Origin of the sequence: Winogradskya consettensis, from assembly GCF_018332715.1 — a bacterium.
Classification (GTDB): Bacteria; Actinomycetota; Actinomycetes; order Mycobacteriales; family Micromonosporaceae; genus Actinoplanes; species Actinoplanes consettensis.
Window position 1 is genome coordinate 34,258 of sequence record NZ_BOQP01000051.1, and the last position, 15,507, is coordinate 49,764.

Genomic DNA, 15,507 nt, shown 5'->3' on the forward strand with positions numbered 1-15,507 from the left:
TCAGGGGGTCTCGAACTCGCTGTCGATCAGTGCGAAGATGTCGTCCGCCGTGGCGGACGCGATGTCGTCGTCGGCGCCGCCACCGGTCGGTGCGGGGTCGTCCCGCAACCGCTCCAGCAGCACCTCGATCCGCATCCGGGCCCGGGCCCGCTCGTTCGAGCCGAGACCGCCGAGCACCGCCTCGACATCGTCGAGCCGGCGTTCCAGCACCGCGGCCGGGTTGGCCCGCTCGGGCAGTACCTGCGCGCGCAGATGGTCGGCCAGCGCCTGGGGCGTCGGGTGGTCGAAGACCAGGGTCGCGCTGAGCCGTACGCCGGTCGCGGCGGACAGCAGGTTGCGCAGCTCGACCGCGGTGAGCGAGTCGAAGCCGAGGTCCTTGAACGCGCGGTCGGCACCCACCGCCTCGGTGCCGCCGTGGCCGAGCACCGCGGCGGCGTGCCCGACGACCAGGTCGAGCAGGAAACGGTCCTGTTCGGCGCCGGTCATCGCGGCCAGCCGGTCGCCCAGCGTCGCCGCTCCCCCGGCGCCGTCGACCGCCCGGCGGATGGCCGGGCGCACCAGCCGCCGCAGCAGCGGCGGTACCTGCGGGCCGGACAGCGCGGCGGCGCTCACGGTCGCCGCGACCAGGTGTGCGTCGGCACCGGTCAGGGCGGCGTCGAACAGCGCGAGGCCGAGCTCGGTCGACAGTGCGGCGCCGGCACGCGACGCCCGGACGAGGTCGGTCTCGTCCAGGTGGGCGGTCATCGTGCTGGCCCGCGCCCACAGCCCCCAGCCGACCGAGACGGCGGCCAGGCCCGCGGCGCGGCGGCGGGACGCCAGCGCGTCGAGGAACGCGTTCGCACCCGCGTAGTTGGCCTGACCGGCGGAGCCGACGGTGGCCGAGACCGACGAGTACAGCACGAAGAATGCCAGGTCGAGATCGCGGGTGAGCTCGTCCAGGTGCACCGCGGCGTCCACCTTGGGCCGGTAGACGGTGGCGACGCGGGCGGGTGTCTGGGTCGCGAGCACCCCGTCGTCGAGCACGCCGGCACAGTGCACCACGCCGGTCAGCGGATGCTTCTGCGGGATCGACGCCAGCAGGCCCGCCAGCGCGGCGCGGTCGGCCACGTCGCACGCCACGACGGAGACCTGCGCGCCGAGCCCGGTCAGATGCGTGACCAGTTCCTCGCCGCCGCCGGAGCGGCCGGCCAGGATCAGCCGGCGCACGCCGTGCGCGGTGACCAGCCGCTCGGCGACCAGCCCGCCCAGCGTGCCGGCACCGCCGGTGATCAGCACGGTGCCGTCCGGGTCCGGCGCGGCCGGCAGGACCAGCACGTTCTTGCCGACGTGCCGGGCCCGGCTGATGTGCCGGAACGCGCTCACCGCGTCGCGGATGTCCCAGCCGGTGATCGGCAGCAGCCGCAGCTCGTCCCGGTCGAACAGGGCGAGCAGCTCGGTGAGGATCTCGCCGACCCGGCCCGCACCGGCCTCCGTCAGGTCGAACGGCTCGTAGCGCACGCCCGGGTGGTCGACGGCGATCCGGGCGGCGTCGCGCTGGTCGGTCTTACCCATCTCCAGCAGCCGGCCGCCACGGCCCAGCAGGCCCAGCGACGCGTCGAGCAGTTCGCCGGTGAGCGAGTTGAGCACGACGTCCATGCCCGGGAAGGCCGTGGCGAAGCCGGCGTCGCGGGACGAGGCGATGTGGGCGTCGTCCAGGCCGAGCTCGCGCAGCGTGCGCCACTTGCCCGGGCTCGCGGTGCCGTAGACCTCGGCGCCCCAGAGCCGGGCCAGCTGCACGGCTGCCATGCCGACACCGCCCGCGGCGGCGTGCACCAGCAGCTTCTCGCCGGCCCGCAGCCCGCCACGGTCGCGCAGGCCGTACCAGGCGGTCAGGAACACCGTCGGCACGGACGCCGCCTCGGCGAACGTCCAGCCGGCCGGGATCCGGGCCACCAGCCGGCGGTCGACGACCGCGACCGGCCCGAAGGCCAGCGGGACGGCGCCGAACACCCGGTCACCCGCGACCAGATCGGTGACGCCGGCGCCCACCTCGGTGACCACGCCGGCGGCCTCGATGCCCATGTCGGTGTGCCCGGGGATCATCCCGAGCGAGATCGCCACGTCGCGGAAGTTGACGCCGGCCGCGCGGATCGCGATCCGGACCTCGTCCCGGCCGACCGGGCGGGCCGCGTCGGGCGCCGGGCGCAGGCCGAGCGAGTCCAGCGTGCCGTCACCGGTCGCGTCGAGGCGCCACGGCCCCTCCTTCGGCACCGCGAGGGCGGTACCGGGCAGCGCCCGGACCAGTCGCGGCGCCATCGGCGCGCCCTCCCGGAACGCGAGCTGCGGCTCGTCCGGGAGCGGCCCGGTCACGGCGGTCAGCGAGGCCTCGCTGTCGTCCAGGTCCGCCAGGACGAAGCGGTCCGGGTTCTCGGTCTGCGCACTGCGCAGCAGACCCAGGGCGGCGGCCGCGGCGGCGTCGGAGATCGGTCCGGTGGCCGGCGTCGCGTACCGGGTGAGCAGCACCAGGCGGGACGCGGCGAACCGGTCGTCGGCCAGCCAGCGCTGGGCCAGGTCGAGCGCGTGGGCGGAGAGCCGCGCGACGTCCCCGGGCCGGTCGCCGTCGTCGCCGGTGGACAACCAGGTCAGCACCGTCGGCGGCACCGGGTCGGGCAGATCCTTGAGGGTCGCGCCGGCATCCAGGAAGGACACCGCATCATCCGGGTACGCAGTGCCGGACGTGGGCGCCGGGACCGGCTCCCAGTCGACGCGGAACAACGAGTCGTCGAGGCGCGGCGTCGAGCCCGACTCGAGCCGGTCCGCCGACACCGGCCGGAACACGAGCTGCTCCACCGCGGCGACCGGCATCCCGGTGCTGTCCGCGGCGACCACGGCCAACGCGTTCTCCCCCGCCGGGGTCAGCAGCACGCGCAGCATCGCGGCACCGGAGGCGTGCAGTGTGACGCCCGTCCAGGCGAACGGCACCCGGGCGGCGTCGGCCCCCTCGGAGACCAGGCCGGCGGCGTGCAGGGCGGCGTCGAGCAGCGCCGGGTGCAGGCCGTACGTGTCGCCCTCCGCGGTCTGCGGCAGGCTGACCTCGGCGGCGACCCCGTCGGCCGTACGCCACGCGCGCTGCAGGCCCTGGAACACCGGACCGTAGTCGTAGCCGGCAGCCCGGGCGGTCTCGTAGACGGTGTCGACCGCGAGCGGCGTCGCCCCGGCCGGGGGCCAGACCGTCGCGGCGGACGGCGAAGCCGTGGAACCGGCGCCGAGGAGGCCCTGGGCGTGCAGCACCCAGTCGCCGTCCTCCTCGGCGCGTGACGCGACGCTGATCTCCCGGTCGCCGCTGCCGTCCGGGGCGCCCGCGCGTACCTGGACCTGCACCCCGCCGAAGGCCGGCAGGACGAGCGGCGCGGCCAGCGTGAGCTCGCGCAGCGTGTCGCAGCCCACCCGGCGGCCGGCGTGCAGGGCCAGCTCGACGAAGCCGGTGCCGGGGAACAGCGTGCTGCCGAGCACGACGTGGTCGGCGAGCCAGGGGTGGGTGGCGACGGAGATGCGGCCGGTGAGCACGATCCCGTCACCGCCGGCCAGGCTCAGCTCGGCGCCGAGCAGCGGGTGACCGCCCGCGGCGAGGCCGGCGTAGCCCATGTCGCCGGCCACGGGCCGCGGTTGCGGCCAGAACCGGGTGCGCTGGAACGGGTAGGTCGGCAGGTCCGCCCTCGGTCCGTCGCCGAGCAGGACCCGCCAGTCGAGGTCCGCACCGGCCGCCCAGGCCGCCCCGAACGAGCGCAACAGCCGGGCCCGGTCACCCTCGCCGCGGCGCAGCGTGGTCACCGAGACGCCGCCGCGGTCCTCCACCCCGGCGTTGAGGACCGGGTGCGGGCTGCACTCGACGAACAGGTCGTGCCCGGCGGCCACGAGGTCGCGGATCACGGGATCGAACAGCACCGGCTCGCGGACGTTGGCGTACCAGTAGGCGGCGTCGAGTTCCTCCGTGCCCGTGCGGGTCCCGCGTACGGTCGAATAGAACGGCAGCACCCCCGGCACGGGCGCGACCGGCGCCATGGCCGTCAGGAACTCGTCGCGGACCCGGTCGACGTGCGCGGAGTGGGAGGCGTACTCGATGGGTACCCGCCGCGACCACACGTTCAGGGCGCCGCAGTGCTCCTCCACGGCGATCAGCCCGGCCTCGTCGCCGGAGACGACGGTCAGCGACGGCCCGTTGTAGGCGGCGATCCCGATGCCGGGGACGTCCTCGCACAGCCGCCGGGTGACGTCCGCGTCCGCACCGACCAGCAGCATGCCGCCGAGGTGGGCGAGGCTGCGCAACAGCTTGCTGCGCAGCACGACCATCCGCGCGGCGTCGCGCAGGCTCAGCCCGCCGGCCACCACCGCCGCGGCGATCTCGCCCTGCGAGTGGCCGACCACGCCGTCGACGCGGACGCCGGAGGCCCGCCACACCGCGCCGAGCGCGACCAGCACCGACCACCAGACCGGCTGCAGGACGTCGTCGCGGCCCAGCCAGGAGTCGTCGGCGCCGCGCAGCACGTCCGCCACCGACCAGTCGACCAGCTCCGCGAGCACCTCGTCACACTCGGCCAGGCGCGCCGCGAACACCGGGTCCTCGTCGAGCAGCCCGGCGGCCATGCCGGCCCACTGCCCGCCCTGGCCGGGGAAGACGAGGATGACGCCGTCCGAGGAGGCGCGGGCGGCCGGGGCCACCCCGGACAGTCCGGCGCGGAACGCGTCCGGTCCGGTGGCCACCACGACGGCACGGTGCTCCAGGGCGGCCCGGCCGGTCGCGAGGGTACGGGCGACCGCGAGCCGGTCCCCGTCCACCACCGCGGCGAGCCGGCCGGCCTGCGCGTGCAGCGCCTCGGGCGTACGCCCGGACAGCAGCCACGGCAGCGGCCCGGCCGGCGGGGTGACCCGGTCGTCCTCCTGGGCGACGACCGGGGCCTCTTCGATGATCACGTGGGCGTTGGTGCCGCTCATCCCGAACGAGGAGACGCCGGCGCGGCGCGGCTCGTCACCGGCCGGCCACGGGCGCGGCTCGGTGAGCAGCTCGACGGCGCCCGCCGTCCAGTCGACCTCATGGGTGGGAGAGTCGACGTGCAGCGTACGGGGCAGCATGTTGTTGCGCAGTGCCATGACCATCTTGAGCACGCCGCCGATGCCCGCGGCCGCCTGGGTGTGCCCGATGTTCGACTTGAGCGAGCCCAGCCACAGGGGCCGGTCCCGGTCCTGGCCGTACGTCGCCAGCAGCGCCTGCGCCTCGATCGGGTCACCGAGCCGGGTGCCGGTGCCGTGGCCCTCGACCGCGTCCACGTCGGCCGGTCGCAGGTCGGCGTTCGCCAGCGCCTGCCGGATGACGCGTTGCTGGGCGGGCCCGTTCGGCGCGGTCAGCCCGTTGCTCGCGCCGTCCTGGTTGACCGCGGACCCCCGGACCAGCGCCAGCACGTCGTGGCCCCGGCGCCGGGCGTCGGACAGCCGCTCGACCAGCACCAGGCCGACGCCCTCGGACCAGCCGGTGCCGTCGGCGGCCGCCGCGAACGCCTTGCAGCGCCCGTCCGAGGTGAGGCCGAGCTCCTTGCTGAACGACACGAACGCGGACGGCGTGGCCATCACGGTGGCGCCGCCGGCCAGGGCCAGGTCGCAGTCGCCGGAGCGCAGGGCCTGCACGGCGAGGTGCAGGGCGACCAGCGAGGCCGAGCAGGCGGTGTCGACGGTGAGCGCGGGGCCTTCCAGGCCGAACGTGTACGCGAGCCGTCCGGAGAGGACCGCGGCGGCGTTGCCCGTACCCTGATGCCCGTCGTTGCCGTGCGCGGTCGCCGTGAGCAGCCCGAGGTAGTCCTGGCCGGTGGTGCCGACGAACACGCCGGTACGGCTGCCGCGCAGCCCGGCCGGATCGAGGCCACCCCGCTCGAACGCCTCCCACGCGGTCTCCAGCAACAGGCGCTGCTGCGGGTCCATCGCGAGCGCCTCGCGCGGCGAGATGGCGAACAGGTCGGCGTCGAAGAGCGGGGCGCCGCCGAGGAAGCCGCCGAGGCGGACGGACGGCGCGCCCTCGGCCTCGTGCAGCGCGTCGACGTCCCAGCCCCGGTCGGCGGGGAACGTGGTGAGACCCTCGGCGCCGCTCTCCACGAGCCGCCAGAGATCCTCGGGGGACTCCACGTCACCCGGGTAGCGGCAGGCCATCGCGACGATCGCGATCGGGTCCTCGGCCATGCTCCCGGCCGGGGCGGTCGGTGCCACGCCCGTCGCCGCGGCGCCGCTGCCGGGTTCGGCGCCGAAGAGCCTGCCACCGAGCTCGGTGGCGAGCGCGAGCGGCGTCGGGTGGTCGTAGATGAGGGTGGCGCTCAGCGACAGGCCGGTCGCGGTGACGAGCAGGTCGCGCAGCTCGATGGCGGTCAACGAGTCGAAGCCGAGGCTCTGGAACGTGGCTTTCGCGCTCACCGCGTCGAGGCTGTCGTGGCCGAGCAGCCGGGCGGCGGTGGTGCGGACGAGCTCCAGCAGGTGCCGGTCCCGGTCCGCGGGTGCGAGCCCGGCGAGCCCGGCCGCGAACGCGCTGAGCCCGGCGGTGGCCGCGCCGGCGCCACCGGCCGGGACGACGGGCAGCTCGGCGAGCAGCGGCTGCGGGCGGGCCAGGGTGAAGGCGGGTACGAACACCGGCCACTCGACATCGGCGACCGCCACGCAGGTCTCGTCGTGGTCGACGGCGTCCAGCAGTGCCGCGACCGCGAGCGCGGGGTCCATCGCCCGCAGACCGCGCAGGCGCAGGTACTCCTCGGTCTCGGCGGAGCCGACCATGCCCGCGCCGGACCACGGTCCCCATGCGACGGACGTGCCGGTCTCGCCCCGGCCGCGGCGGTGCTCCACCAGGCTGTCGAGAGCGGCGTTCGCGGCGGCGTACGCGGCCTGCCCGCCGCTGCCCCAGACACCGGCGACCGAGCCGAACACGACGAAGAAGCCGAGGGGGAGGCCCGCGGTCAGCTCGTCGAGGTGCCGGGCGCCGGCCACCTTCGCCCGCAGCACGGCCGCGAAGCCGGGCAGGTCGCTGGTGAGCAGCGCGCCCGGGTCCCCGGCGCCGGCCGCGTGGACGACACCGCTGAGCGGCAGGTCGGCCGGGACCCCGGCGAGCAGCTCCTCGACGGCCGCCCGGTCGGCGACGTCGCAGGCCACGACGCTCACCCGGGTGCCGGCCGCGGTCAGCTCGGCGGCGAGCTCGCTCACGCCGGGAGCGTCCGGGCCGCGTCGCCCGGTCAGGATCAGGTGGGGTACGCCCCGGCCGGCCAGCGCGCGGGCGACGTGGGCCCCGAGCGCGCCGGTGCCGCCGGTGACCAGCACCGTCCCGGACGGGACGACGGCCGGGACGGCGGGGACGGGACCGGGTGCCCGGACGAGCCTGCGTGCGGCCACCCCGCCCGGACGGATCGCGACCTGGTCCTCGTCCGCGGCGGCCAGCACGGCGACGAGGCGGCCCGCCCCGGCCGGGCCGAGCGTGGCGGGCAGGTCGATCAGGCCGGCCCAGCGGCGCGGCAGCTCCAGCGCGGCGACCCGGCCGAGACCCCAGACCTGCGCCTGGCCCGGGTCGGGAACGACGGCGCCGGGCTCGGTGGCGACCGACTGCCGGGTCAGCGACCACATCGGTGCGGTCAGGTCCGCGTCGTCGAGCGCCTGCAGCAGCGCGACGGTGAGCGCCGCGCCCCGGGTCAGTGCGGTGTCGGCGTAGTACCCGGGTGCGAGCGGTGCGAGGGAGACAATGGTGTCCGGGGCCGGGAGCTCGGCCAGGCGGTCGACGAGCCCAGCCCTGTCCAGCTCGGCCCGGTCGAGCGCGGTCCCGTCGAGGTCGAGCACGGACACGACGGCGCCGGCGTGGGACAGTGCGCGGATGATCTCGCCGGCGTCGACCTCGGCCGGGCGGACGACCAGCCACGAGCCGGACAGCGTCGCGGCGGGCGGGGTGACCGGGCGCCACGCGATCCGGTAGCGCCACTCGGCGAGGGTGGCGCTGGTGCGCCCGGCCCGGCGCCACGCGGCGAGCGCGGGCAGGACGGCGGCCAGGTCGCCCGGGTCGTCGATGCCGACGGTGCCGGCGACCGACTCGGCGTCGGCGTCCTCGACGGCGGCCCAGAACGACGCCTCGGCCGCGTCGGTGCCGGAGACCGGGGCCACGGGGTGCGGCTCGGGCCAGAAGCGCTCGTGCTGGAACGCGTAGGTGGGCAGGTCGGCGGCGTGCGCGGGCGGGCAGGGGCCGACCAGCGCGGCCCAGTCCACGGCCACGCCCGCGGTCCACAGCCGGCCGACGGCCTCCAGCAGCGCGGCGGGCTCCTCCCGGCCGGTCCGGGCGGCCGCGGCCAGCACCGGCTCCGGCTCGCCGGGCGGCGCCGTGACGATCTGCCGGGCCAGGCCGGTGAGTACGGCGGCGGGGCCTATCTCGAGGTACCGGGTGACGCCGAGCGCGGGCAACGCGGCCACGGCGTCCTGAAAACGGACCGTCTCGCGCACGTGCCGTACCCAGGTGGTGGCGTCCACGGTGGTGAGCTGCTCGCCGGTGCGGTCGCAGACGATCGGGACGCGGGCCGGGGCGTACGCGACGCGTTGCGCGACGGCGGCGAAGTCGTCGAGCATGGGATCCATCAGCGCCGAGTGGAACGCGTGCGACACGCGCAGCCGCCGGGTACGCCAGCCGAGCCGGTCGGCCTCCGCCTCCAGCTCGGTCACCTGGTCCGCCGGGCCGGAAACCACGGTGGCGGCCGGGCCGTTGACCGCGGCGATGCCGAGTCCGGGGCGGTGCTGCAGCGCGGCGAGCACTTCCACCTCGGAGGCGGCGACGGACAGCATCGCGCCACCGGCGGGCAGCGCGGCCATCAGCCGGCCCCGTGCCGCCACGAGGGTGACGGCGTCGTCCAGGGTGAGTACGCCGGCCACGTGCGCGGCGGCGAGCTGGCCGATCGAGTGGCCCAGCACCGCGTCGGGCACCACACCCCACGACTCGACAAGGCGGAAGAGGGCGATCTCGTACGCGAACAGCGCCGCCTGCGCGTAATCGGTGCGTTCGAGCAGCGGCCCCCCGGCGTCGATCACCTCGCGCAACGGCCCGTCGGGCAGCGCGCCGAACCGCTCGCACACGTCGGCGAAGGCCTCGGCGAACACGGGGTACGTCGCGCGCAGCTCCGCGCCCATACCGGTGTGCTGGGCGCCCTGCCCGGTGAACAGGAACGCGACCTTGCCCGGGCCCGTGGCCCCGCGGACCACGCCGGGCCCGCTCCGGCCGGCTTCGAGATCGGCCAGCAGCCCGGCCAGCGTGGTGTCGCCGGCGACGACGACCGCTCGGTGGTCGAGCGCGGACCGGGTTCCGGCCAGCGCCGCGGCGACCGCGGCCGGGGCGGGGGCTCCCGGCGCGGCGAGGTGTTCGCGCAGGCGGGCGGCCTGGTCCCGCAGCCCGGCGGCGGTGCCGGCGGAGATGAGGAACGGGGCCGGGGCGGTGAGCGGCGGCGCGGCCGGGGCGGCGTCGGCGGCCGGCGGCTCCTGCAGGATGACGTGCGCGTTGGTGCCGCTCACGCCGAACGATGAGACACCGGCGTAGCGGGGACGCTCCCCCGCCGCCCAGGCCACCGGCTCGGTGAGCAGCTCCACCGCGCCGGCGGTCCAGTCGACGTGCGAGGTCGGGGCGTCGACGTGCAGGGTGCGCGGGATCCGGCCGTGCCGCATCGCCATGATCATCTTGATGACGCCGGCGGCGCCCGCGGCGGCCTGGGTGTGCCCGATGTTCGACTTCACCGAGCCGAGGTGCAGCGGACGGTCGGCGGGGCGATCCCGGCCGTAGGTGGCGAGCAGTGCCTGGGCCTCGATCGGGTCACCCAGCCGGGTGCCGGTGCCGTGCGCCTCGACGACGTCCACGTCGGCCGCCCGCACACCGGCGTCGGCCAGCGCGGCCCGGATGACCCGCTGCTGCGAGGGGCCGTTCGGGGCGGTCAGGCCGTTGCTGGCGCCGTCGGAGTTGACCGCGCTGCCGCGCAGCACCGCGAGCACCCGGTGCCCGAGGCGGCGGGCGTCGCTGAGCCGCTCGACCATGAGCAGGCCGGAGCCCTCGGACCAGCCGGTGCCGTCGGCCGCGTCGGCGAACGGCTTGCACCGGCCGTCGGACGCGAGGCCCTGCTGGCGGGCGAAGGCGCCGTACGCGTCCGCCGTGACCATGACGGTGACGCCGCCCGCGACGGCCAGCGAGCACTCGCCCCGCCGCAGCGCCTGGGCCGCGAGATGCAACGCGACCAGCGACGACGAGCACGCCGTGTCGATGGTGACGGTCGGGCCCTCGAAGCCGAACGCGTACGCCACCCGGCCGGAGAGGATGCTCGCGGCGTTGCCGGTCAGCGCGTAGCCCTGCGCCTCGCCGGGCACCAGATACTGGTAGCCGGACGTGGACGCACCGAGGAAGACGCCGGTCCGGCTGCCGCGCAGCGCGCGCGGGTCGAGCCCGGTGCGCTCCAGCAGCTCGTAGGTGGTCTCCAGGACCAGGCGCTGCTGCGGGTCCATGGCCAGCGCCTCACGCGGCGAGATCCCGAAGAACGCCGGGTCGAACGCGGTGGCGGCGGGGACGAAGCCGCCCTGCGCCGCGTAGGTCGAGGTGCCCGGGTCGACCACCCAGCCGCGGTCGGCGGGGAACCCGGTGATGCCGTCGGCACCCGTGTCGACCAGGTGCCACAGCGTCTCGGGCGAGTCGGCGCCGCCGGGCAGCCGGCACGCCATGCCGACCACGGCGACCGGTTCGGTGGCGGCGTCGGTGAGGGCCTTGTTCTCCGAGCGCAGTCGGTCGTTGTCCTTCAGGGAGGAGCGCAGCGCGGCGACGTACTCATCGATCGTGGCAGACATCAGGAGCTCCAGTCGTGGGGCACGGTCAGGACGTCCACTCGCCACGTGCCAGGCGGAGCAGGTCTTCGCCGTTCAGGTCGTCGATGGCGACCGGGGTGGTCGCGGTGGGGTCGTCCGGGTCGGTGCGGCCCTCGGCGAGCCGCAGCATCACGTCGAGCAGGCCGGCGGCGCGCAGCTGGGCCGTGGTGATCCGGGCGAGCGACGCCCGCAGCCGGGTGTCCTCGTCGTCCTCCCCGGTCTCCGCACCGAACAGCTCCGCCTCGAGATGCGCGGCGATCGCCTGCGCGCTCGGATAGTCGAAGACGAGCGTGGCGGGCAGGGCGGCGCCGGTCGCCGCGGCGAGCCGGTCACGAAGCTCGACCGCGGTGAGCGAGTCCAGGCCCAGGTCGCGCAGGGCGCGCTCGGGGGCGACGGCGTCCGGGCGGGTGAACCCGAGGACCGCGGCGGCGTGCTCGCGCACCCCGTCCAGCAGGACGTCCCGGCGGTCGGCGCCGGTGAGCGCGGCGGCCCGGTCACGCAACTCGCCGCCGGGCACGTCGGGGCCACCGGCGGGGGCGGGTGCCGTGTTCAGCGCGGTGAGCAGCGGCTGGGCGCGTACCGAGGAGAACGTCGCCGCGAACCGGGCGGGGTCGAGATCGGCCACGGTGACCTCGGTGTCGCCACCGGCCACCGCCCGTTCCAGCGCGGTCAGGGCGAACGCCGGGTCCATCGGGCGCAGCCCACGGCGGGCCAGGTACGCGACGGCGGCCTCGTCCGAGGCCATGCCGTCACCGCCCCACGGGCCCCAGTGCACACAGGTCGCTACCGCGCCGCGGGCCCGGCGTGACCGGGCCAGCGCACCGAGGTACGCGTTGGCCGCGGAGTACGCCGGCTGCCCGCCCGCGCCCCACACCCCGGCGATCGAGCCGAACAGCACGAACGCGTCGAGCGGAACCCCGGAGAGCAGCTCGTCGAGCACCGCGGCGCCGCGTACCTTGGCGTGCATCGCGGCCTCGAACGACGCCGCCGTCGCCTCGCTGATCGGCTCGACGCTCCCGGTGCCGGCGGCGTGGACCACCGCGCTCAGCGGCCATCGCGCCGGCACCCCGGCGAGGACGGCCGCGACCGCGGCGGGGTCGGTGATGTCGGCGGCGACGACGGTGACCTCGGTCCCGGCGGCACGAAGCTCCTCGCGGAGCCCGGCGACGCCGGGGGCGTCCGGGCCGCTGCGGCTGGTCAGGATCAGATGCGGGACGCCGCGCTCGGCGAGCCGCCGGGCGAGATGGGCACCTAGCGCACCGGTGCCGCCGGTGATGAGCACGGTGCCGGACGGCCGCCACCCCGCTCCGGGGGCGGCCGTGGCGGGGGCGGGGTGCAGGCGGGCGGCGCGGACCCGGTCGCCGCGGATGACGACCTGGTCCTCGGTGCCGTCGGCGAGCACCGCGACGAGCCGGTCGGCCGCGGCGGCGTCGAGCGTCGCCGGCAGGTCGATCTGGCCGCCCCAGCGCTGCGGCAGCTCCAGTGCGGCCGCCCGGCCGAGGCCCCGGGCGAGCTCCTGCTCCGGGTCGCCGGGCTCGTTGTCCACGGCGACCGCGCCGCGGGTCAGGTGCCACACGGCCGGGCCGGTCGCGGGCAGCGCCCGCAGCTGCGTGAGCAGGCCGGCCGCGCCCGCGCAGGTGAGCACGCCCGCGATGGCCGCCGACGGGTCGGTCGTGGTGGTGGCGCCGGCGTCGTGCAGGGCCGCGACGACGTCGTCGGGGACCGGGCCGGCGAGCAGCCAGGCGCCGGACAACGTCGCGGACGGCGGGCCGGCGGGTTCCCAGCTGACCTCGTAGCGCCAGCCGTCGCTGACGGTCGCGGCCTGCGAGCCGCGGTGCCAGGCGGCCATGGCGGGCAGCACCGGTGCGAGCGCGGCGCCGTCGGCCAGGCCGAGCAGCCGGCCCAGCACGTCCGCGTCGCCGCCGGCCACGTGGGTCCAGAAGTCGCCGTCCGCGGTGCTGCCGGGGACGGCGGCCGGTGCCACGGGGAGATCGGGCCAGTAGCGGTCGCGCGCGAACGGGTACGTGGGCAGCGTGATCCGCCGCCCGCCCGCCGGCTCGACGACCCGGGCCCAGTCCACGGACCGGCCGTCGGTGTGCAGCCGGGCCACGGCCGCGAGCAGCGCCTCGTCGTCGGCGCGGTCCTTGCGCAGGGCGGGCACCGCGAGCGCTTCGGCGCGCAGGGCCCGCACCATCGGCGTGAGCACCGCCTGTGGTCCCAGTTCGAGGAACCGGGTGACCCCGAGCGCGGCCAGCCGGTCGACGGCGGCGCCGAACCGCACGGCCTCGCGGGCGTGCCGGACCCAGTGCGCGGCGTCGAGGACCGTCACGGGCTCGCCGGTCAGGGTGGAGACGACGGGGATGCGCGGCGGCGCGTACGTGAGCGGGGCGGCAACCGCGCCGAACTCCGCCAGCATCGGCTCCATGAGCGCGGAGTGGAACGCGTGCGACACCTGGAGCCGCTTGGTGCGCTTGCCGGTGACGAGGGCTACGATCCGCTCCTGCGGGCCGCTCACCACGACCGACTGCGGTCCGTTCACCGCGGCGATGTCGAGGGAGTCGCCGATCAGGGTGCGTACGGTCGCCTCGTCGGCCTCGATCGCCAGCATCGCCCCACCGGCGGGCAGCGACCGCATGAGCGTGCCCCGGGCGGCGACCAGCGTGACGGCGTCGCCGAGGTCGAGCACGCCGGCGACGTGTGCCGCGGCGATCTCGCCGATCGAGTGGCCCGCGACGTGGTCCGGCGTGACGCCCCAGCTCTCGAGGAGCCGGTACAACGCTACCTCGACGGCGAAGATGCCCGCCTGCGCGTAGTCGGTGCGGTCCAGCAGATCCCCGCCGGCCGTGACGACCTCCGCCAGCGGGCGGTCCAGCTTGCCGGCGAACGCCGCGCAGACGGCGTCGTAGGCCTCGGCGTACGCGGGGAAGCGCCGCAGCCCGGTCCCCATGCCGCCGCGCTGCGCGCCCTGCCCGGTGAACAGCACGGCCAGCCGGCCGGTGCGGGCGGTCCCACGCACGACCGCGGGGTGTTCCTGACCGGCGGCGAGCGCGGTGAGCCCGGCCTTCAGCGCTGCCGTTCCATCGGCGAGCACCACGGCCCGCTCATCCATCACGCCACGGGTGGTGGCCAGCGAGAACGCCACGTCGGCGGGAACGGCAGCGGGCAGGTCACGCAACCGGGCGGCCTGGGCCACAACAGCCATGGGGGTACGCGCGGACACCGCGAACGGCAGCACCGCAGGCCCCGCACCGTCCGTCCCGATCGGTGGTTCCGCGACGGCCGGAGGCTCCTCCAGGATCACGTGGGCGTTCGTGCCGCTGACCCCGAACGACGACACCCCGGCCCGGCGCGGACGCCCGTTGACCTTCCACGCCCGCGGCTCGGTGAGCAGCCGGACAGCGCCGGCCGCCCAGTCGACCTGCGGCGTCGGCTCGTCGACGTGCAGCGTGCGCGGCAGCGTCTCGTGCCGCATGGCCAGCACCATCTTCATGATGGCCGCCACGCCCGCGGCGGCCTGGGTGTGGCCCAGGTTGGACTTCACCGAGCCGAGCCAGAGCGGGCCGGCGTCACCGCGGCCCTGCCCGTACGTCGCCAGCAGCGCCTGCGCCTCGACCGGGTCCCCGAGCCGGGTGCCGGTCCCGTGCCCGTCGACGGCGTCGACGTCCCCCGCGCGGAGCCCGGCACCGGCCAGCGCCTGCGCGATGACGCGCTGCTGCGAGGGCCCGTTCGGTGCCGTGAAGCCGCTGGAAGCGCCGTCCTGGTTGACCGCGCTGCCACGGATCACGCCGAGTACCGGGTGCCCGTGGCGGCGGGCGTCGCTGAGCCGTTCGAGCAGCAGCACGCCGGCGCCCTCGGACCAGGAGGTGCCGTCGGCCGCGGCGGCGTAGGACTTGCAGCGCCCGTCCCCGGCGAGCCCGCTGCCCGCGGTGAACCCCGCGATCGCCGACGACGTCGCCATCACCGTGACCCCTCCGGCGAGGGCCAGCGAGCACTCCCCGCGGCGCAGTGCGGTGGCGGCGAGGTGGGCGGTCACGAGCGACGACGAGCACGCGGTGTCGACGGTGACGGCCGGGCCTTCGAGCCCGAACGTGTAGGAGATGCGGCCGGAGATGGCGCTGCCGGCCGTACCCGTGGCCCGATAGCCTTCTCCCCCGTCGCCGGAACCGGCGCCGAGATAGCCGTAGTCGTGATACATCGCGCCGACGTAGACGCCCGTGCGGCTGCCGCGGACCGCGGCCGGGTCGAGACCCGCCCGCTCGAACGCCTCCCAGGCGAGCAGCAGCATGAGCCGCTGCTGCGGGTCCATCACCACCGCCTCACGCGGGGAGATGCCGAACAGCTCGGGGTCGAAGTCGCCGACGCCGGGCAGGAAGCCGCCCGCGAGCGCGGCGCCCTCCCCGGCACCGAGCTCGGCGAGGTTCCAGCCACGGTCGGCGGGCAGCGCACCGATGGCGTCACCGTCCGCCGCGACCAGTTCCCACAGCTGCTCGGGGGTCTCGATGCCACCGGGGAACCGGCACGCCATCGCCACGATCGCGATCGGCTCGCGGTCCCGGCCGCGCAGCTCGCCCAGCTCCTGGCGGCTCTGCTGGAGCTCGACCGACGCCTTCTTCAGGTAGTCGAGCAGTTTCGCCTCGT

At 76.4% G+C, this 15,507-nt stretch carries 2 protein-coding genes (1 of these 2 only partly in view); both read right to left on the bottom strand.

Annotated features, from left to right (window positions below; genetic code table 11):
- A complete protein-coding gene (locus Aco04nite_RS49300; RefSeq protein WP_438874983.1) occupies positions 1-10,896 on the bottom strand; it encodes a type I polyketide synthase in 10,896 nt (3,631 codons plus the stop codon).
- Positions 10,877-15,507, bottom strand: partial view of a type I polyketide synthase gene (locus Aco04nite_RS40340; RefSeq protein WP_213002512.1) — the 3' portion only. It continues 7 nt past the right edge of the window; the window shows 4,631 of its 4,638 coding nt (coding positions 8-4,638); its start codon lies off the right edge, out of view — the gene reads right to left on this strand; its stop codon occupies positions 10,877-10,879. Before Aco04nite_RS40340 ends, Aco04nite_RS49300 begins: the two co-directional genes overlap by 20 nt.